The sequence below is a fragment of the Chryseobacterium sp. TQ-BC-N36 genome, from assembly GCF_058382295.1.
Map to the genome: position 1 here is coordinate 318338 of NZ_CM178175.1, position 21677 is coordinate 340014.

At 38.2% G+C, this 21677-nt stretch carries 20 protein-coding genes; 12 read left to right on the plus strand and 8 right to left on the minus strand.

What is annotated here, in order from left to right; genetic code table 11:
- Positions 1–69: 69 nt before the first annotated feature.
- The 4 genes from AC3FI7_RS01340 to AC3FI7_RS01355 all read right to left on the minus strand — a co-directional run bounded on the left by AC3FI7_RS01340 (position 70) and on the right by AC3FI7_RS01355 (position 2335).
- Positions 70–420, minus strand: coding sequence for a 4Fe-4S dicluster domain-containing protein (locus AC3FI7_RS01340; RefSeq protein ID WP_142722267.1), 351 nt, complete (start codon positions 418–420; stop codon positions 70–72).
- A 190-nt stretch (positions 421–610) separates the two neighbouring features.
- Positions 611–1180 carry an NADPH-dependent FMN reductase gene (locus AC3FI7_RS01345; RefSeq protein ID WP_142722268.1) on the minus strand — a complete coding sequence of 190 codons (570 nt, stop codon included), beginning with the start codon at positions 1178–1180 and terminating at the stop codon, positions 611–613.
- A gap of 3 nt (positions 1181–1183) precedes the next feature.
- Positions 1184–1684 carry a DUF2480 family protein gene (locus AC3FI7_RS01350; protein WP_491461220.1) on the minus strand — a complete coding sequence of 167 codons (501 nt, stop codon included), beginning with the start codon at positions 1682–1684 and terminating at the stop codon, positions 1184–1186.
- A 24-nt stretch (positions 1685–1708) separates the two neighbouring features.
- Positions 1709–2335 carry a superoxide dismutase gene (locus tag AC3FI7_RS01355; protein ID WP_142722270.1) on the minus strand — a complete coding sequence of 209 codons (627 nt, stop codon included), beginning with the start codon at positions 2333–2335 and terminating at the stop codon, positions 1709–1711.
- A gap of 196 nt (positions 2336–2531) precedes the next feature.
- Between AC3FI7_RS01355 and AC3FI7_RS01360 the strand changes: the two genes are divergently transcribed.
- Positions 2532–3152, plus strand: coding sequence for a helix-turn-helix transcriptional regulator (locus AC3FI7_RS01360; RefSeq protein WP_491461221.1), 621 nt, complete (start codon positions 2532–2534; stop codon positions 3150–3152).
- A gap of 38 nt (positions 3153–3190) precedes the next feature.
- On the plus strand, positions 3191–3841 hold the full coding sequence (gene hxpB, locus AC3FI7_RS01365) for a hexitol phosphatase HxpB (RefSeq protein ID WP_142722272.1): 651 nt from the start codon (positions 3191–3193) through the stop codon (positions 3839–3841).
- A gap of 108 nt (positions 3842–3949) precedes the next feature.
- On the opposite strand, the gene AC3FI7_RS01370 is transcribed toward hxpB, so the two are convergent.
- The gene (locus tag AC3FI7_RS01370; protein ID WP_142722273.1) at positions 3950–4576 is read right to left on the minus strand and encodes an RNA polymerase sigma factor; all 627 of its coding nucleotides are present in this window, start codon (positions 4574–4576) and stop codon (positions 3950–3952) included.
- 241 nt (positions 4577–4817) lie between these two features.
- Here AC3FI7_RS01370 and AC3FI7_RS01375 point away from each other — a divergent pair, with 241 nt between their 5' ends.
- The 10 genes from AC3FI7_RS01375 to AC3FI7_RS01420 all read left to right on the plus strand — a co-directional run bounded on the left by AC3FI7_RS01375 (position 4818) and on the right by AC3FI7_RS01420 (position 16835).
- Positions 4818–5777 (plus strand): FecR family protein, encoded by a 960-nt coding sequence (locus AC3FI7_RS01375; protein WP_491461222.1) that lies wholly within the window; start codon positions 4818–4820, stop codon positions 5775–5777.
- Positions 5778–5826: 49 nt separating this feature from the next.
- Positions 5827–9114 (plus strand): TonB-dependent receptor, encoded by a 3288-nt coding sequence (locus AC3FI7_RS01380; RefSeq protein WP_343658138.1) that lies wholly within the window; start codon positions 5827–5829, stop codon positions 9112–9114.
- Between the two features lie 307 nt (positions 9115–9421).
- A complete protein-coding gene (locus AC3FI7_RS01385) occupies positions 9422–10714 on the plus strand; it encodes a beta-helix domain-containing protein (protein WP_142722275.1) in 1293 nt (430 codons plus the stop codon).
- A 76-nt stretch (positions 10715–10790) separates the two neighbouring features.
- Complete coding sequence (locus tag AC3FI7_RS01390) at positions 10791–11714, plus strand: T9SS-dependent choice-of-anchor J family protein (RefSeq protein ID WP_343658139.1); 924 nt, start codon at positions 10791–10793, stop codon at positions 11712–11714.
- Between the two features lie 180 nt (positions 11715–11894).
- Positions 11895–12638, plus strand: a complete 744-nt coding sequence (locus AC3FI7_RS01395) for a hypothetical protein (RefSeq protein ID WP_228451141.1) — start codon at positions 11895–11897, stop codon at positions 12636–12638.
- Positions 12639–12644: 6 nt separating this feature from the next.
- Positions 12645–13982, plus strand: coding sequence for a S41 family peptidase (locus tag AC3FI7_RS01400; protein ID WP_491461223.1), 1338 nt, complete (start codon positions 12645–12647; stop codon positions 13980–13982).
- Between the two features lie 257 nt (positions 13983–14239).
- Positions 14240–14509 (plus strand): hypothetical protein, encoded by a 270-nt coding sequence (locus tag AC3FI7_RS01405; protein WP_142722278.1) that lies wholly within the window; start codon positions 14240–14242, stop codon positions 14507–14509.
- 77 nt (positions 14510–14586) lie between these two features.
- Positions 14587–15309: a sterol desaturase family protein gene (locus tag AC3FI7_RS01410; RefSeq protein ID WP_343658141.1), complete on the plus strand. Its 723-nt coding sequence runs from the start codon at positions 14587–14589 to the stop codon at positions 15307–15309.
- A gap of 467 nt (positions 15310–15776) precedes the next feature.
- Positions 15777–16058, plus strand: coding sequence for a hypothetical protein (locus AC3FI7_RS01415; protein ID WP_491461224.1), 282 nt, complete (start codon positions 15777–15779; stop codon positions 16056–16058).
- Positions 16059–16064: 6 nt separating this feature from the next.
- Complete coding sequence (locus AC3FI7_RS01420) at positions 16065–16835, plus strand: GLPGLI family protein (protein WP_491461225.1); 771 nt, start codon at positions 16065–16067, stop codon at positions 16833–16835.
- A 194-nt stretch (positions 16836–17029) separates the two neighbouring features.
- On the opposite strand, the gene AC3FI7_RS01425 is transcribed toward AC3FI7_RS01420, so the two are convergent.
- The 3 genes from AC3FI7_RS01425 to AC3FI7_RS01435 form a co-directional block, all read right to left on the minus strand.
- Entirely contained in the window at positions 17030–18064 is a 1035-nt protein-coding gene (locus AC3FI7_RS01425) for a phytase (RefSeq protein ID WP_343658144.1), read from the minus strand.
- A gap of 7 nt (positions 18065–18071) precedes the next feature.
- Complete coding sequence (locus AC3FI7_RS01430; protein ID WP_491461226.1) at positions 18072–20882, minus strand: TonB-dependent receptor; 2811 nt, start codon at positions 20880–20882, stop codon at positions 18072–18074.
- A 243-nt stretch (positions 20883–21125) separates the two neighbouring features.
- Complete coding sequence (locus AC3FI7_RS01435; RefSeq protein ID WP_142722284.1) at positions 21126–21662, minus strand: TetR/AcrR family transcriptional regulator; 537 nt, start codon at positions 21660–21662, stop codon at positions 21126–21128.
- Positions 21663–21677: the final 15 nt, after the last annotated feature.

Here is a 21677-nt window from a genome sequence, read left to right on the forward strand (position 1 = left end):
TGACTGATATTCTGTTTCTCAATAAGTAGAAACTGCTGGCTTCCTGTTACAAAAATATTGGGACAATCTTCAGGCGCTGTGCATGAATTTCTGCCGCTCCAATAATACTTCTTCCGTTTCACGATGATCAGGATCATCCACACAGCAGTCTACAGGGCATACCGCCTTGCATTGTGGCTCTTCATGAAAGCCTTTACATTCAGTACATTTTCCGGAAACGATATAATAGACTTCATCCGAAACTGCTTCGTTATATGCATCAGCATCAGCTTCTGTACCATCCGGGAATTTGATATGTCCTGAAAGCTTTGTCTTATCTTTCCAGCGCCAGTCAATGGCTCCTTCATAAATGGCTGAATTGGGGCATTCAGGTTCACAGGCTCCACAATTGATACAGGCATCTGTTATTTTTATAGCCATATCACGAGTTTTAGGGGTTTAAAAAAGGGATTTCTTCAGAATGAACGGGTCGGAAATCCCTTCAACTTAATTACAGCAGTTCAACACTGTTCTTTTGAAATAGCAGCATAAAGTGTGCTAGGTTTTATTTTTTAAATCATTAATTTCCAATAAAATACTGTCTGTCTGACTATAAGATGAATCAGGCGCCTTAATCTGTAGATTTATTGAGATTTTCTATTTTTTTAGAGGTTGCAATGCTGATAAGCTGATCAAACTTACCGGAATATAATGCTGAAATTTCGGTTGGATGATCAGCGGTAAATAATGATGATCTGACAACAGGTACACTGAATGGTATTGGCCAGGCACGCAATGACTTGGCAATAGCATCCATGGTATTGATTCCCTGCATAGCCTGAAGACCGTCGGCCCAGCATACCAACCCTACCATTTTATCAGTAAGATAAGGTTCATACCTGTTGGCAGTCACTTCAAGCCAATCCAGACAGTTTTTCATCACTCCCGGAATACTCCCATGATAAAGAGGAGCCAGCCATATATGCAGATCGGCATCAGTAAACATCTGGACCATGCGTTCTACTGCCAAAGGAGTTTTGGTAAGGGTGACATCGAATAAAGGGATTCCTGAATCTGCAAGGGTAAAGATATCAGTCTGAAACCCCAACATTTTCAGCCGCTCTGAAAAATAATCCGAAATCAGTCCTGAAGTGGATAAAGCTCTTCTTTCCAATGATCCGTTGAATATAATTGCTTTCATTTTTTATTGTTTAAAAATTACTTTAGGTAATCCTATTTCACCATACATCAATGTTTTAACCAAAGGTTTCAGAAGTCCGGCGGCTAGTAAATACAGTGAAGGATCATAATTGGCATTGGCCCGGACAACAACTTTCTGATTTCTATACTGTTTCAGATCGGCATAGATGAGACGGCGTTTCCAGAGATCGAGCAGAATGGTTTCTGCATTGTTTAAATCTACATAAGAAGCGTATGGAGAAAGTTTTTCCATGATCATCATGTATGCCCAGGGCGGAATGATAGCATCCGTAGAGCAGATAATTCCTACTGCTTTTTCATCATAGACAGAAAAATCCACCCCAGCAATGGATTCTTTAAATTCTTTCTCCTTGACAATCATTCCCATGAAAAGATGATCTTTAATATCCAGTACTACAATTTCCGTGGTCGGTTTGTAATCTGCAAGGTCAAGAGCAATAATGCCTGAAGCCTTTGCTTTATTGATAAAAATTTCCTCAGTCATAGCTTATTTATAAATCCATGTTAATTATCTTATTTTTGATAATGCCTCTTCATATTTTTTTTCAACAGCAGACCAGTTCAGTACAGACCAGAAGGCATCCAGATAATCTGCACGTTTATTCTGATAATTCAGATAATAAGCATGTTCCCATACATCTATTCCTAGAATTGGAAAACCTCTGTTCATTGAAAGGATGTCCATCATCGGGTTATCCTGGTTAGAGGTCGAACTGACTGCCAGAGATCCGTTGAATTTTACACAGAGCCAAACCCATCCTGAACCAAACTGAGCCAAACCCGTTTTTTTCATTTCTGCTTTGAGGTTTTCAATGCTTCCAAAAGTGGCTGTTATATCGTCATGAAGTATACCTGTGGGATTCAGTTTAGGCTGTGGAGACAGAGTTTCCCAGAATAAAGAGTGGTTATAGTGCCCACCTCCGTTATTTCTTACAGAAGGACTGTATTCACTTACCCTTTGCAGCAACGAATCAAGATCAGCATTAGTTTCATTGCTTTGTTCCAAAGCTGTATTCAGATTATCTACATAAGCCTGGTGATGCTTCTGGTGATGAATGGTCATTGTTTCTTTATCTATAAAAGGAACCAGGGCATCATAAGCATAAGGTAACTGTGGTAATGTAAATGGTTGCATCGTATTTATTTTTTTTTGATTAATGTATCACAAAGGTAAAAATATATTTAAATAAAACAACTATTATGTTGTTTTATTCGTTGAGTGAATGATGAAGGTAATATCTTGTGAATCTATTGTTTAAGTTTTGTATTTTAAGATTATAGAAAATGACTATCTTTGTTGTTGGAAAATAAAACAACCTAAATATTGTCAAATGAAGAAGCCGGCTGCAGATCGAATTCTGATGTTCTTAAAGATGAGAGGGGAAGCTACTTCGCTTCTTATCGCAGAAGAATTATCGATCACCAAAGAAGGAGCAAGAAAACACCTGCTGAATCTTGCCGGAGACGGATTGATCAGGTCTTCCGTAAAGAGTGAGGGTGTAGGACGCCCGTCTACTTATTATACCCTAACTGAAAAAGGATGGGGTCAGTTTCCTGATACCCATGCAGATGTAACGGTTCAGCTTCTGAAATCTGTGAAAAATCTTTTAGGGGAAAATGCTTTGGATTTACTGATCAGTGACAGAGAAAAAAATACTCACGAGCGATATGAAAAAGTTTTGTCCAGGACAAAATCTCTTGAGCAGCGTCTGGACTCTCTTGCAAAAGTCCGCAGTGAAGAAGGTTATATGGCAGAATGGAAAAAAGAGGGCAAGGAGTATTTTCTGATTGAAAACCATTGCCCGATATGCGCTGCTGCTGCAGAATGCCAGGGTTTCTGCCGTGCCGAGCTGTCTAATTTCCAATCCCTGATAGGAAAAGATTACAAAGTCGAAAGAATAGACCATATCATTTCCGGGGGACAGCGCTGTGTTTATAAAATCAGTCAATGATTACCATTTATAACTTATCATAATTTATCATACAGAAAATGGCTTTGAAAGCAGTAATATTTGACATGGACGGTGTGCTGATAGATTCAGAAAAATTTTGGACTCAGGCAGAACTGGACGTCTTTTCATCCTATGGTGTGCAGGTTACAGAAGATCTTGCGGCACAGACTAAATATATGACGACTCAGGAAGTAACAGAATTCTGGTATGAAAGATTTCCATGGGAAAATTTTGATGCATCCGATTTGGAAAATAAAGTGGTGACAAGAGTCATTGAAATGATACAAAACCAGGATTGTACAATGTCCGGTGTAGAGGAATTTATCAAAAATCTTAAAAATAAAGACTACAAAATAGGATTGGCGACAAACGCTCCTTTACGTGTGGCCCATGCCGTTCTTGAAAAGCTTCAGGTTTATGATCTGTTTGATACGATCCATTCTTCAGAATTTGAAACTCAGGGAAAACCTCATCCTGCCGTTTACCTTACTTCTGCAAAAAACCTTGGTGTTTTTCCCGAACATTGCATTGCCATTGAAGACAGTCATTCAGGGTTGAAAGCAGCCAAAGCAGCAGGAATGCAAACCATTATTTTTACCAATAATAATGAAAGCATAGACTCAGATCTTGCCGACTTTAAAATACTGGATTTTAACAGGACTTTACCTGCGGTGTTTAGTGGAGAATAAAAGGTGGGGTGGTGAATGGTGAAAAGTGAATCCGCTTCGCTGTGAATTTTACTGGGTATTATAAAAACTGACGATGGACTGCGCAGCCAATTGACGATACCCCACACCTCAATATCTCGTCAAAATCTCCATCAGAAACAGGATAGAAACCAGTTTTTTAGATGACTGATACTCAGGATTCAGCTGTTCGCGGATTTCTCCCAAAGCTTTGCTTAATTTATTACTTACTGTCTTGTTGCTGATTCCCAAAGCTTCTGCAGTTTCATTCACTGACATATTTTTTCGGATTCTCAAATCGTAGACCTGCTGTTCCGTTGAAGGAAGCTGGGAAACTACTTCATCAATCATAGATAACAAAGCAGAAATCTCGTTTTCTTCAAGGATTTCAAAATAATCCGTGTCTGCCGTATCAATTTCATGTGGAATATCAAACTCGTCAATGCTCAATATGGGAGGGGCCTTTTTATGGCTGTTATAAAAATCAATAATACGATAGTGAAGATGGCGGAGAAGGTAGCCTTTTGCACTTTCAGAATCGTCAGTCTGTATGGTATCGGTATGCTCAAGAAGCTTCACCCAAAGGTTCTGGAGGATTTCTTCAGTGATTTCTTTATCCCGGGTCCGAACAAAAACAAAGCTATATAGACTATCCCAATATCGGTCATACAGCAGCATAAATGCAGGACGGTCGCCTGATTTTATTTTCTTTAATAATGTATAGTCTGTTGGGCTCATATTCTGTTACAAAATTACCTAAAGGAAAATTAACTTTTTGTGAACTTTGGGGATGTTAAGATTAAATATTTCTGAAAAAAGAGGCATAAATGAGATGTTAATGTTGAGTAAATGTGAAAAAGAGCGAAAATTATTAACAATTGGGTTGTAATGTGAATATAACATTAAGAATGTCCCGGGGAAGTTTTTCATTTTCACTGTCTTATAGATAGAAGTATCTGTGAATACGATGAAAGACTCTATGAAAAAACGTTTGACTTATAAAAATATTGAATCCTTTGTTTTCAGACTTTGGGAACGGGAAGTTTCGGAAGATCCGGTTTCTGAAAAAGAAAATGAACTTTTAAAACAATGGAAAATTCATGCTGAAAAAGAGCTGGATGCTGTTCATAGGAAAGCATCCAGAGAAAGGGTTTTATCCGGATTGGAACATTATTTTTCTCCAACAGATATTATTTCGGTTTCATCTGCAAAAAACTTAAAAACACATCTATTATATAAAATTGCTGCGGTTATTATTCTGCTTTTGTCCTTGGGAGGAATTTTCACCTATACCATGTTCATCAGGCCTGATGTGTATCTGGCCAAATCGGGAAACCGTATCGTTCATCTTGAAGATGGATCTGTCGTTACCCTTTTACCGGGAGCTGAACTAACCGTAGCGAAATCATTTCCTGCAGACACCAGAGTGGTGGATTTAAAAGGAGATGCCATATTCTCCGTGGCAAAATCCAAAGTTCATCCTTTCATTGTTCATGCGGATGGCTTCAGTACCAAAGTATTGGGAACCGTATTTAAAATTTCCCAATCTGGCAAGAAAAAAGCGGTTGATCTTTATGAAGGGAAGGTGGCTGTATCTTCTCCGGGAGTTCCGGTTTCTTTCCTTACACCCAATCAGAAATGGACCAATTTCGGGATTGCCCATACGACAGCCGTTATTTCATTGAAACCAGTAAAAAAATCAATAGACAAAGTATCTGCAATATTGTCTTTAAGCTTTAATGATGTTCCTTTAAAAGAAGTAGCGGCAGTTCTGGAGAGCAGTTATAATACCAAAGTATTGTATCCTAAGGAAGCTGAAGACAAAAAGATCACGGCAGACTTTACCGGAGGAACAGTCGGTGAAAATATTGAATCACTGGCCTTCATCCTTGGACTGGAAGTACAGAAAAAAGAAAACACCTATATCCTGAAGAAATAATTTACTATTAAAAAAATTAAATAATCATAATCAAGAGAACACTTTAAGTATGAAAAGTTTGAAATGTGGGATTACCATAGCAGCCTTATTTTTTACTGTAGCCGCAGAAGCTCAGGAGCTGATTCAGAAAGTGACATTTTCTGTACCAGCCAACAGACCGTTGATTGAAGTTTTGGAAGAATTTGCCGGAAAAACGGGAATGAGACTGGCTTATTCCAAAGTAGACATTAAAGAGCTGAGGGTAAAAGGGGTGAAATGTGAAAATACTTCTGTTAATAACTGTCTGAAGGATATTACCAATGGCCTTCCAGTTGTATACCGTCTGCATGGTGATCTTATTTCGATAAAATATGAAAGTTCTAATATTTCTGTACCGGGAAACGGACGTATTTCCGGTAAAATAGTAGATGAGGTAGGGAATCCCATTACCGGAGCTGAGGTTAGTATCGCTCAGAAAACAGCTGTAACAGATAATAATGGGGATTTTACGATAGATCTTCCTTCAGGAATTTATAGCCTGACGATAAAAGCTACCAAATACAATACGCTTAGAGTTCAAAAATTATCGGTTATCAATAACGAAACCAATTCTGTTTCATTTGCTTTAAACAAAGCGTCTGATAAAATTACAGACATCAAAGAAGTTGTGATTACCGCAGCCCGCAGAGCAGATACCCAGGCAGGACTTCTTGCCCAGCAGAAGAAAGCGGCTCAGATGAGCGATGGTATCTCAGCGGAACAGATTTCCAAAACTCCGGATAGCGATGTGGGAGGAACTCTGAAAAGGGTAACAGGAATTACTACTATTGATAATAAATATGTGGTCGTAAGATCTATGGGAGAACGCTGGAATACCGCAGCCATGGATGGAATAAACCTGCCAAGTACGGAAGCCTACAATCAGAACTTTTCATTTGATATCATTCCCACCGCTATGGTGGAAAGCGTGGTGGTAAGTAAATCCGCAACACCTGATATGAATGCCAGCTTCGCAGGAGGGTATGTGGAAGTGAGAACTAAGGATATTCCCAACGAAAATTTTACAACGGTAACAATGGGAACTTCTTATAATGACCAGTCAGCTTTCAAAGAATTTCTGACCCGTAAACGGGGAAAGTACGATTATTTCGGGTATGATGACGGGACAAGGGATTTTCCTAAAGGGCTTGAGCCGATGAACTGGACAGATCCCAGGTTTTTTGAGCAGTCCAGACAGTTTACGAATGACAATTTCAGCACCTATAAAACCAGAGGTGATATGGGATCTAATATACAGTTGGCATTAGGAAGGACCTACGCTCTTAAAAACAATAATAAATGGGGATTTGCCGGAGCATTTGTCATCAGAAATGAACAGAATAAACTGGACATTGACCACACCGGGAGAGGAAACTGGCTGGATACAACGGGAATGCCTGATGGAAACGGACAGATTCCATTCTATAATTTCAAAAACAGCGGAGCTTCCTACAACTATAATTCTACGCTGGCAGGGATGTTGAATTTTGGATTTCAATTTGGAAAAAACAGAATCTCATTCCGTAATTCCTATACCCATATTTTTGACAATACCCTCACAAGAGTAACCGGATGGAATGAATACTCAACTGGCAGCGGGATGGCAGCCAATGCAGAATTAGCCTATAATTACTTTTATAATGGAATTATCCCCAATAATGATCCGGCACAGATCAAAAACTTAGACAGACCTTATACCGATAATACCAATTACCCGATTTTTCAGACCCTTTTACAAAATAAACTGGAAGGAAGCCATAAAATAGGAAATACAGAGATCAGCTGGTTTGCAGCCCGCACAGGAGTGGCTTCCGATACCAAAGATTATACCCAGTATATTACCAGGTATGATTTTATAGGAAATGAAATTCTGACTTTTCATAAAATCTACAATTCCGGAGCAGATTTTTACAGAGGATATATTGAAAACAAAGAAACGGATTACAATTATGGCGCTTCTGTCAAGTGGGATATGGACGCAGGAAGTTTTAAAAATACCATTAAAGCCGGGTATGCCGGAGCTATAAAAAACAATACCAACCAACAGCAGAAGTTTTTTCTTCGTGTTGACGAAAACCGGGACGTTCCGAATAGCGAGAAGAACTATTTGACGATGTATGGTTCTCTTGCTGAATGGTTTAATGGCTCCCATTATGTTCCGGGTGGTATTGGTTGGGAAACCCGAGGACTGTATAAAAATGATAAGTATGAAGGAAAAGTTAATCAGCATGCCGTCTTTGTGATGTTTGATAACCGTTGGAAAAAACTAAGGTTAGTCTGGGGACTTCGTGCAGAATATTTTAAGTATGATATGATTTCCCAGCAGCTGGATCCTTCCGATTCCAAATACATTATGAGAGCAGCTATAGATGATCAACCATGGCAATGGATGCCTTCTGCAAATTTTACATACAGCCCTACCAATAAAATTAATCTGAGGCTTGCCTACAACAAATCTGTCATCCGTCCTCAATTCAATGAAAGAACAGGTTTGCCATACTTTGACCCTATTGCCAATGGATTGATTTATAATACAGAACTGAGCTCATCAGTCATCAATAATTATGATTTCAAGTTTGAATGGTTTCCCGGATTGGGTGAGATATTTTCAGCAGGACTGTATTACAAAAACATTGACAGACCTATTGAACGTGAAGGTCATATTTCCAGTGAAGGAAACCTTTTTCTCTACAACGGTAATTCAAAAAATGCCAGGCTGATAGGAGTAGAGGCAGAGGTAAGAAAAAGTTTAGGCTTTATAGCAGACGGAACTTTTCTGGAAAAGCTTTTCATAAGCGGAAACTTTACGTATAACCATACCAAAGTAGTAGCATTTAAAGACCTGTATAAAACCGGTGATAATGATGAAACCTATGAAGTGAAAAGGCCCCTTTACGGACAGACTCCTTATGCTTACAACCTTGGACTTATCTATGATGGAAGCCGGTTAGGTATGAGCTTTTTATATAACGCAAAAGGAGATCAGTACATCACCGTTGGGTATGCCTACAAAGGAGAGGAAATCCAGCGTCCTTATGCAGTGGCAGACGCTCAGATCTCTTATAAATTCCTTCGCAACAGAAATTTTGAAGTGAAATTTAATGTAAGAAATCTCTTCAACAGAGTGAAAGAATATTATAATAATTTCAACTCTTACCTGGCCGCAAAAGACGGAGGAGGAAGTAATGTAGGTACAGAAAGAGAAGCGTGGGACCTTCTTCCGGGAGCAACAGACAGGTATGATAAAAATATAGATAAAATTATGTTTCGGGCTTATAGCGGAAGAATGTTCAGCCTGAGTGTCAATTATACTTTTTGAAAGAAGTATAGCAACAATATAGAAAGATATCTTCATTATAGAAGCGTACAGGTTTCGGGTACCTGATCAAAAACTGAAAAATACTGATGATGCGCACACCAGTACAGTTCTGAATAAACCGAACGTTAACCGCTTTTCCCAGGCATTAACGGATTTAATGGGGCTCCCGCAATGCAGTTCCTCCTGCAGCGATGGGATGAACACCAAAAAACAAATCGAAGGAATAGAGAGGAAGATATTCCTGAATAGTAAAAAACTGATCTGGTATAAAAAACAATACGACCGGATTGTACTAAAAATTATAACAATGAAAAGACTAACTCTAATTGCAGTGGCAGCATTATCTCTTACAGCTTGTCAACACGATCAACTGGCAGATTCATCATCTCCATTCGAAATGAAATCTACTTCTGCTGAGTACCTTACAGCTTCGGCTCTTCCGGTAACCAGCGTAAGCGGCGCTATTACTACCAATACTACATGGAGTGGTGTAGTTGAATTAGATGGAGTTGTAACCGTAAAAGATGGTGCTACCTTAACAATCCAGCCGGGTACATTCATTAAAGCTAAGCCAAACACCAGCAATACGGCTACAGGAGTTTTGGTAATTGCTAAAACAGGAAAAATCAATGCAGCAGGTACAGAAGCTCAGCCTATTATTTTCACCAGCTACAAATTGTTGGATGGAAACGAAGATACAACTGCTGCTCCTGGTGACTTCGGAGGGGTTATTATTTTAGGGGATGCTCCTACCAATACGCCTTTCACAAAAACAATTGAAGGATTATCCGGTCCTGATTTCTATTACGGAGGTACCAATCCTTCTCATAACGGGGGAACCTTGAAATATGTACGTATTGAATTTGCAGGATATGATCTTTTAGCTCCGAATTCAGGAAACGAAATCAACGGTCTTACGTTAGGAGGAGTAGGAAACGGAACTACTCTGGATCATATTCAGGTATCTTTCGGGAAAGATGATTCTTTTGAATTCTTCGGAGGTACTGTAAACGCTTCCAACCTTGTTTCTTTTGCAGCGGATGATGATAACTTCGATTTCGATAACGGATATACAGGAACGATCACTTGTGCATTGGCACTGGCAGATTACAATTCTACGCACAGTCTTAGCGGATCAAGCCCTGATTCTAACGGTATCGAGCTTGACAACAACGCCGACGGTTCTTCTACCTCATTGCTGACCCATCCGGTGATCAACAATCTTACCATCATCGGAGCAAAAAACTCAAATAAAGGTGCTTTGTATGAAAATGGTATCCACATCAGAAGACACGGAAGATTAACACTAAATAACGCCGTGGTTACAGGATATCCTGTAGGAATCAAAGTAGAAGGTACAGGTTCTGAACTTTCTTCAGCTTCAGCATACAACACCATTCAGATCCATGGATTTACTACTTCAGTTACGGGTACAGGAACATCAGGAATTCCTGCAGCTAATCTGTTAACAGGTACTCCTGCAGCACTGTGGGGGATGAGTCAGCCATTCTTCAACGAAGGAAGCTGGAATGTATCTCCAAGAAACTGTGGAAACTTCCAGGGAATTTGGACAAAATACAATTTCACGATTGTAGAATAACAAAAAACTTCAAAAAGCAGGGAACAGCATATGCTGATTCCTTGCTTTTACTTCAAAAATCTTAATCATCAGCATTATGAAAAAAATAATTTTATCATCTGTTCTGTTTTTATCTCATCTGGCTGCAGCGCAGTCTCTGGTGTGGGGAAGTTCTTTTGACACTCCTGCTGATCTTCAGGGATGGACCTTCCATGATCTGAACAATAATGGCAACGGATGGGTGCAGGGACAAAATATCTATCACAACGGAACATCGTTAACCTATGGAACGGCAGGTGTTCTCCGCCATTCGATCAGTTTGGTTCCAACCGGAAATGCTACAGGATTTGCAACGGAAAATGACTGGATTATTTCTCCTCAGATAGATCTTACAAATGTTTCAGGAACTGTTACTTTAGCAGCTTATATCGGAAGACAGAGAACTACCCATGTTCTTGTTGCCAGGGATCTTTTTATTTATGTAAGCACACCACAGAAAGAAGTTCCTGCATTATCAGACTTTCAGGCAATGACCGTGGATGCCAATGGGAATGATATTCCAAGTGCTTATAAAATACAGGTAGGAGATTCTGCCAATCCATTTCCGGCAGATCTTAACGAGTTTGTAGAATCTCTTGTAGACCTTTCTGCTTTTGCAGGGAAGAAAATCTATATCGGAATGTGGGCCAACAGAAAAGCAAGCGGAAATAATATCCAGAACATTAATATTGATGAAATAGGAATTTATGCCAATTCATTTTTAGGAACTAAGGACGTAAAAACAAACAAAACTGTAACACAAATAGCAGAAAATCCTGTAAAAGAATCTTTACAGCTGAAGCTTAATCCGGCATTAAAAGAAAATATAACCGTAGTCAATATTTACAGTGCAGCAGGGCAAAGAGTATTGGTTGCTCAGTATTCCAAAGTTATTGATATAGCTGGTCTTGCATCAGGAGCGTATATCGCAGAAATTACAGACGGAAAGACTACAGAAAGGCTGAAGTTTATCAAGAAGTAATCATTCTATCCCCCTTAGAACCTGATGTTAGAAATGCCATGAAATTTTAATATAAAAATAATGGATAGCCTTGAAAAAGGATATCCGGAACATATCCAACTAGTTTTTTTATAATTATATATTGCCCGGCTCAAGGGTTGGGCAATATTTTTTAAGTTTTACAAGAATAATTGAAGAAAGATGAATAAAATCTTCGCATTACTGCTATTACTCACTGTACTGTTTTCATGCACAGACAGCAATACGATGGAGCTGTATGATAAAGTACAGAAACCAGGAGAGGTTAATATCAAAGGATTTTCCAAACCTGATGTACTTCAGCTGAGATTCAATGGACAGCCTGTAGCCATTGATGGGAAAACGTCTTATACCAACAAAATAGAAACCCAGCTTCAGTTTGTTCTTGATCAGGGAGAAACCAATAAACTCTCTGTGTATAACAATGAAACAGGAACCGAAATTGCAAAATACAATATTACCTATGACAATATAAACGATTATAAAAACCTTTACTTTTTTAACCTTCCGGGAATTTATCTGCAGACTTACGCTGTAAAACCACAGGTGAATCTCGGGAAAGTAGGTTTTGAATTTATTTTTCCTAACCTGGGCGAATTTTCCGGAACATCCCTGGTAAATGTGAAGGGCATTTTGAAAAGAGAAAATGGAGTGGTGCTTGCCGAGTTTGATAATATCGGAAAAGATAGTTTTACAGCAGTAAAAGTCTATAGTTTCTTCAGCTCTACAGCTCCGGTATATCTCGAATTATATAAACCGGGAACTACAGAACCCTACGCAGGATCTAAGATGGTTCAGGTAAAATTAAAACAGCACACGGGCGCCAATATGATTGTTCTTCAGGAAAAAATGGAAAATGGAGAATGGGTAGTAAAAGGAGATATTGACGTATCAGAATATCTGTAATCACCTATGAAAAACTATTTTACATTTCTATGCTTTGCCATGGCAGCCTTTCTTATTTCATGCACGAATAATGATGAAAGTGCACCTGTTTTCCCTGAAGGAAGTACTGAATCTGTGAATCTCTGGGTTCAGGACAGTATGAAACGGTACTATTACTGGGCAGATCAGATGCCTGCAAAACCTGACTACAGCCTTCCCGTAAAAGATTTTTTTAAAAGTCTGCTGTCTTCACAGGACCGGTTTTCTTTTGTGGTTAATACTGAAGATTCCTCCACCTATCCACACTCCATAAGAAATATGTATGGTTTTGATTATACCATTGTCCAGCTGGCCAATAATGAAGTGGTTACTGTGGTTAAGCTGGTTCTCCAAAATTCTCCGGCTTTCAATGCAGGGTTGGAACGGGGTATGATCATTACTAAAGTCAACGGAAAAGTAATGACGGCTGCAAATGCTGAAGCTATGGCAGCATCTATTAAAGATCAGACTGTTGTGGAGCTTACGGTAGGAAAGTGGCAAAATGGAATGGTTACCAATGAAAACAATATTACTGTTTATTACGGTTTCTCTTTTGAACAGCCCATTTTATCTAAAATTTTTAATAAAAACGGTAAAAAAGTGGGTTACCTGTATATCTATGATTTCCCGGACGGAATGACGCAGGCCCTGAATCAGAAGTTTGCAGAATTTAAAGCCGCCGGAGTACAGGAGCTTATCCTTGATCTCCGATACAATTATGGCGGTTCAGTATCATCTGCGGCTGCACTTTGTTCCCTGATCCCTTCAGGTTTATCATCCGGCTCGCCGTTCATTATTTTTAAAGGAAATAAAAACGGAGGTGAAGTAAAAAGGACATTTGCAGAGCAAATTGCCTATGATTCCAAAGCTTTGGACTTTACCACCTTACGGGCCAATGCATTGGGGTTACAGAAAGTATTCATCCTTACCTCAAACAGTACAGCATCTGCCGCCGAAATTGTCATCAACAATCTGAAACCGTACATGCAGGTCATTCAGATCGGAAGTACTACACTGGGGAAAGATATGGCAGGATTTGTAGTAGAAGACAAGCGTAAACCCAGAAAAGTTTCCTGGCAGATTCACCCGGTGATTTATAAAGTATTCAATGCCAATGGTGCCGGAGAATACAGCAATGGGATTTCACCACAGATGATCGTGAATGAATATGCAGGGCTTCCGATATTACCTCTGGGTGATCCTGATGAAACCCTTATTTCTTCAGCCCTCAACGGAGGTTATTTCAAATCCGCAGACCATGAAAAGAATGGAAGCGTTACAATTCTCTATCAGAGTGATGTGCCTCCGGTGATGATGGAAAAATAGAATTTGGATAGAGAAATGTAGTCATATTTTTAAACCATTAAGAAGTTTGAAGGATTAAAGTATAGTTAAGACCGATCATTCTGATTTTAAGTTAAAGCGAAGCTTATCTTAATAATCTTAACACCTTAATACAATCTTAATAGTTCAAGAAAAAATTAAAAGGTTTATTTAATAATAAAAAATAATATCGAATAGTAAGAGGTTAAAACCTTTTTTGCCCTTTTACCTATTCAGGAACACCATAAAATCACAAAATCATGCAGGGAATAGAACCAAAACTTCACATGAACCTGACCAGCCGTATTGAATATTACCGTCTGCTGATAGAAGCTGCGGAAGATCCTGAAAGCCAGCCTTCAGAGGTGATTACTCAGATTTCAGAACTGAGCCATCTGTATGAAGAGTATCTGCTTAATAAAAAGAATCTGGAAAACAGCATCAAAAATTACCGGGAATATCATAATAATCTAAGAAAAAAGCTGACGTCAAGACTGCGGGAGCTTAGAAGAAAGGCACGACAGAAATAGCACAGATACAGACTTTATAGCTGACTTTGCGTTGAAATTCATACCTTTATGAGGCCAAGTAGAAGGATGAGGGATTTATGAATTTTAATCAAGCTGAACTTTCCGGTTACCTAAATATATTCTGGCAGTTTTCCTGGCCACAATGGATTGTATTCAGTCTGGTTATGAATGTCATCCTGTACCTTTTTTCTATAGGTTTGTATATTTTTATTGAAAAAACCTGCCGTAAAAGCCAGCTACAGGAGAAAAATCATCCTGTAACAAGATCCGATTTTTATCTCAGCCTGTTGACTGTTCTATGTAACAGCTTTGTCATGTTACTGGGAGCTTTCTTGTGGAAAAGCGGATGGATTGTACTTGGAGAAAATCAATCGGGAATTGGGATAGCAGCTGAAGTCATTGCCCTGCTTCTTTTGATGGATCTTCTGATGTATTTTTTTCATTTTGCAGCTCATTTACCGTTCATCTATAAAATCCTGCATGGGAAACACCATGAGCATGTCAGTACGAATTTTTTGAGCCTTTTTGTGCTGCATCCTTTTGAAACGATAGGGTTCGGACTCATGATGCTTGCTTTACTCATAGGATATGATTTTTCTGTCATTTCCATTTCAGTTTACCTTATGCTTAATTTGACCTGGGGAACCATAGGGCATCTGAACAGAGAATTTTTTCCAGCTTCCTTTGACCGCTTTTTTGTGGGAACAACAAGGTTTCACAATCAGCACCATTTGGATGAAAGTAAAAACTTTGGGTTTTATACATCTATTTGGGATAGGGTGTTTGGGACGTATAAGTAGAAAGGAAGAGGGGCTGGAAGATGGAAGTTGTTGCGGTGATATAACAATGCAATTATTATTCAAACGCAAAGTTTAAAAATTAAGCTTCTTATTTCTAAGGTTGCAAAGATTTGCCGCAAGCGGCTTGAAAACTTATGGATAAAAATTTAGCTTCATTAATTGAATGAAATGTCTATATAATTTTACTGTATAAATGAATAGAAAAATTAATTATAGAGTACTTACAAGCAGGATTAACTTGGCAAGAATTATCCAAACAGTTTAAAATGATGGCATTAACCCAAACAGTCTAAGTTCAATTGAAAAGCGAAACAATAAAATCAATGAATTTTATGAAGCAAAAGCATTGTTTCACCTTGCATGTATTCTATATAATAAAAAAGTTTTAGTAAATACGAATTCCCATAAGCGTGATTAAAAAAATATATGTATAATTGTATTGTTAAATAATTAAAAAACAGATTATTATGAAAAAAATGATTTTATTAGCAGCTTTCGGAGTTGCAGGACTTGTGAGTGCTAAATCAGCGGATTTTAAAATTTCCTTAATTAAGATTGAAAAAGTAAAGGAAATCAAAAAAGCCTATGACCTTTGTGGTGTTAACGTTACATTTTATGACAGCGAAGGAAATGTAACAGGTTCGCAATGGTATGTGACGGACGCTCCTTCACTTTCGTCTTGCCAAGCTTTTCAATCAATGGTTAAATGGAATCTTGTACAAGCTGGATTTAGTCTTTCGGCAAACTAAATTTATATGACTTTTAAAAAAAATTATTTTACGATATTTTTCGTAATGCTTTTTTTGCATGGATTTGCTCAGCAGGTCCATGTAAAGTATTATCATGTCAGATCACCAATTGCCACACTATATGAAGATCTTTATGTAAAAGATAATGATGTAATTTCAATTCAGGATTCAATAGTTAACTTCAATAGCAACGGTACAATGTCTGCTGTAAAACCAAGTGTTAGGCCTTTAAGTAAGAATTATTTTATTTCAAAGCTGCAAGACAACGGAAAAACAAAAGATTTCTTTTTTACAGGTTTAGATAAGGAGACAAAATATTTTATCCACGATAATGTATCGAAGCCAGTCTGGAGAATTGACGAGACAAAAACAAAAAAAATTCTCGGATATAACTGTATTAAAGCGACTACAAACTTTAGAGGAACAGAGCTTACTGCTTATTTTACAAAAGATTTACCTTACTCTGCAGGACCTTTTAAATTTTTTGGGCTTCCTGGCTTAATCTTAGATATTAGGGAAGAAAATAAAAATTTCAACATTTGGAAAGCTGAAAAGGTAGAATTAACTGTTGATTCAAAAATAAATTTTACTCCAAAATTAAACAACTATCCTAAAATAACAATGAAAGAGTTTGTTGAGATGAAGGATGGAACTCAAAACAATGAAATGAAGGATTTATTAAGTAGAATGCCAGCTGGTACAAAAGTTCAAAATGACTCAAAAGGAAGGGCAGGCATCGAGAAAAAATTTGAATTTGAGCAAATGTATGCTCATTAAAAAAGCACCTTTAGGTGCTTTTTTAATGAATTATATATATTCATATATCATAAATTAAATGACAATTTTAAAGTTTAGCGCTAAACATAGAAAGTAAATTTAACGTCTTTACTTTCTATTAATTGTTTTGTAGCATCACTATTATTTTCGTAAATATGGACGTTCCCTAAAAACAATGTTGGTTAAAATTATTTTTATTTACCAGCTTTCACAGCGGTTTTAATTGCTTTTTCAACCATTCTCCAGTCATAATAATGAAATACTCTGCCATTGCTCATCGCAACAAAAACGCCTTTTGGAAATTTCGGACCTAAGTTAGCATTGGTTACTTCGGAACCGTCGCTTTCCAGTGTGGAAACCGGAATTTCTGCAATCCTTCCTTTAGACTGATCTTCCCTTGAATAGACATTGAAAGTATCATTCTGTTGATTCGAAACCAGAATATATCCTTTCCTTTTGGAAGTAGGATAAATGGAAATTCCTTCCACATCAGATTTAAAATCACCTTTTCCGAAAACTGCCAGTTCCTCATTTCCTTTTTCCGGATCAGCATAATATTTATGAACCCCGAACTGCTCATCAGAGTAATAGATATAACCCATTTCGTCATCTACGGCAATGCTTTCAATCTCTTTCAGACCGCTGTATTTCCCGAATTTACGGACAACTTCACCAGTGATAGAACCATTTTTCTCAGAAAGCTTATACTGCCATAGATAGCCGTCAGCCGGGCCGGATTTTCTTCCGACAATCACAAATATATCTCCCGTTTCCGGATTTTTATACATTGAGATCCCCATCGGGCCACGTTCTGATTCTCCTTCAAATACAGAGATTTCTCCCACTTCTTTCAGTTCAGGAAGCGAATATAATTTTATTGTATTGGTTTCTCTTTCAGTGACTGCTGCAATATCGATTTTCTTTCCATTTAAAATAAAACCATATTCAAGATCAACATTGTTAGGACGTTTTAATCCTGAAACTTTATTGATGATTTTTCCGTTAAGATCAAAGGCGTACAACCCACCGTCAGTATCTTTATCTGTTCCGATGATGATACTTTTTGAAGCGTCCTGCGGATTAATCCATATCGCAGGATCATCGGTGTCATGAACCACTGTCTCTGTAACTACCGTTGGTTTTAATTTTTCTGTTATTTGCTGTTGCCCGTTACAGCTGATCACAAAAGGAAGAACTGAAAGAGCCAGTATATAATGTATGTTTTTCATGTATATTTTAAAAATCAAATTTCACGCCCATCGTAAACCTCGGTCTGTAATATTCAGCCTGAGCGGTTCTGCCCGGGATTCCCTGATAGTATCTTAACGGCTGATTCGTCAGATTATTGGCCTCTGCAAAAACTCTGAGCTGGCTTGTAATTTTATAGGAAGCATTGGCATCAAGGAAAAACTGTTTGTCATAATAACGGTCATCAAATGCCTTGCCACCAAGCTCATCAATATAATGAGAAGCATAATTCATGGAGATTCTGGCTGAAAAACGTTTGTTTTCCCATGAAAGAGACCCGTTGAACATATGAGGCGCTGCTCCCGGAAAACCTACATCTGTTCTTTCAATGCCTTCTTCATTGGTAATTCCTTTTGCTTTAGATTTGGTGTATGTATAGTTGACGTACACTCCAAGTCCTTTCCAGAAAGCTCCGGGAATAAAGTCAAGCTGTCTTTGTAGAGCAACCTCGAAACCATAAATATCTACATTGTCACCGTTACGCTGCTGGGTAAATTTCCAGTTGCTTTCTCCGGCTGGAATCGGGTTGGTTTGTCCTGCAAAATCATTGGCAAAATCATTGGCCGTATAATTCCTTTTCGAATAGGTATAAATAAAATCGTTCAGGTTTTTGTAGAAAACACCTCCGGAAAGAATCCCGACAGATTTAAAATATTTTTCTGCCATAAAATCAAAATTATAAGCATAGGTTGCTTTCAGATTCGGATTTCCGGCGGCAACGATTTCATCTTCTGAAATTACATTCAGGTAAGGAACCAGCGAATAGTAATTCGGGCGTGCAAGAGCTGTCGTAAACGCTGCACGAAGTACAAGATCCTGCACTGGTACATATTTGAAGGAAATATTCGGAAGCACGTTTGTGTAGGTATTGGTATTATTGATTTGTCCTACCAGATCCTTTTCATTCATGACATAGTTTCCGGTGTAATCAATCTGTGTTGTCTCTATACGGGCTCCAACGATCATCGATAGTTGATCATTAAAATCCTGATCCCAGCGAATATATCCCGCATAGATCTGCTCTTTTGCATTGTAGTTGCTGGATAAATACTTTTCAGGCTTCAGCTTGCCATTGAATAGCGCCGGATTGAATAAATCCAGATTTCCAAGGTAAGAAGGATCAACGAATGTTCCCGGAACATAATTTCCCGGCTGGAAGTTCTGACCGTCAAGATTTATTGTCGGAACGGACAAAAGGCTTCCCATATTGTTGACAGGCGTAAAAGCGTAGAAATCATTCTCTCTTTCCTTTTTCTTCAGACGCATACGGAAACCTGTACGAAGACGTCCTTTCTGCCCCTCAATTACAGAAAACGGAAAACGTACATTCACTTTTGCTCCCAGTTCCTTCTCCTGTGTAAAGCTGTTGGCATCCGAAAGATCACTCAGTTTATAGCTGCCCAGATTATCTGCTGCGAGAAGGTTGATTATGGGTTTCTCGGGATTACTGAGGTCGGGAGAGAAATTCATTTTGCTGTTTTCAAACTCTATATAACGCTGGTGAGGCTTATCTTCACTTGCGATGGCATAGTTGACAGACCAGTCAAGATCTACTTTAGAGCCTAATAAATGTTCCCCTCTTAAAGCATAATTCTGAACTTTCTGCTTTTCCAGACGGGTGTTGTCATTATCAGCATCACCCCCTTTATTCTGTCTTGTAATGCTTCCTTTCCAGTCTGTAATTTCAGTTTCATCAGCACTGTAAACAGGTTTTATTTTATATCCTAGTGCGTATCGGGTTTCCCTGTCATTTCTGAAATTGTACATCGCAGAAGCATAGATCTTGTTTTTGGAATCGAATTCATAGTCCATATTAAGATCAAAGCTGTGTCTGATACGGTGCTCATTATAATAGCGTACTCCCATTTTACTTACATAAACCGTCTGCTTAAGATCATTGGCCTGGCTCCATACAGGTTCTATATTATCTGAACCAAAATTGTTGTTATTATAAGAAAAGCTGAATACAGCACCTAATTTTTTATCTAAAAACCGGTTTCCATAGACAAAACCGGCTGTATAATTTCCTTTTTCACGGATAGGGTTGTATCCTCCGGCAAGGGTAGCTGAGATTCTCTGTCCGTTAGGGGATGCTCTGGTGATAAGGTTTACAGAACCTCCGATAGCATCAGCATCCATATCCGGAGTCAGGGTTTTATTAACCTCTATCGTAGAGATCATATCTGAAGGAATCAGATCCATCTGTACATTCCGGTTATCACCTTCAGCAGAAGGAATTCTGTCACCATTGAGGGTAACGGAGTTAAGGTTGGGCGCAAGTCCTCTGATAATAAGATTTCTTGCCTCTCCCTGGTCATTCTGTATGGTAATTCCGGGAACACGCTTCAGAGCATCCCCAATATTGGCATCAGGGAAACGGCCAATCTGATCGGAAGAAATTACATTGGTTATATTGGCGTTGTTCTTTTGCTTGTTTAATGCTCTTGCCTGATTTTTTAATGTTGCTCCTGATACTACAACTTCTGCAATAGATGTTTCTTTCTTGTCAAAAATAATATTCTGACGGGTATTTTTTTCAGGCTCCACGGTCACTTTGTACTCATGAGTTCCATACCCCAGATAATCAATTTTCATGGTATAAGTTCCTGGAGGAACGTTTAGGAAAACAAAATTTCCGTGTTCATCAGAAGTTGTATAGATGTTTCCCGGGCTTAGGGAGATCTTGGCTCCCGGCAGGGCTATTTTCGAATCATCGTTGATGTTTCCGGAAAGAGAGCCGGATTGTGCATAGAAAAAGACAGAGGCACAAAATAAAACAGTTGTAAAAATTTTTTTCACTTTTCCTTTTTTAGATAAAAATTGAAACAAAAGTAATCTTCAGTAAGGAAAAGGGGTTGAAGAGAAAATTAAGGTTTTTTTAATAATTGTTAATACAGAGAATTGATAAAAGATAAAAGATAAAAGATAAAAGATAAAAGATAAAAGATAAAAGATAAAAGATAAAAGATAAAAGATAAAAGATGTTCCTTTAAACATCTGAATTCAATAGGGATGGCTTTAGCCTAAAAGTAAAATTCTCGTTTAATGTGGAGTATTAAGTAGGTCATATACGATAATCTTAGATTTTTCGATCAGCTCATTAGACCTGTAAAGCTGGCTGGTAAGTATAGAGCTTTCAAAAAGAAGATAGATATGAGCCGAAGTAATATCATTCTGAATATCCTCATTGAAGCCTTCTCTCAGTTTATTTTTATGATGACGGATGACCTTGTGGATTTCTTCTTTATCGGCAGGAATCTCAGACAGGATATTCAGAAAGCTGCATCCCCTGAAATCTTCTCTTTCATTCATATGAATCAGAAAATCAAAGGATTTCTGAAGTTTTTCCTGTAATGTTTTTGATTCTGATGTGAATTTTTCAAGTTCAGATACCCAATAATCGTACCTTCTGTTGAGGAATTCGATACAAAGATCATCTTTGGATTTAAAATGCTGGTAGAAACTTGCTTTTGATACATCGGCCTCATCAATAATCTGATTGATTCCCGTATTGTTATAACCCTGTCTATGGAAGAGTACCATTGCTGTGCTTAATATTCTTTCTCGGGGTTTGGGCATGATGTGAAATTTTTA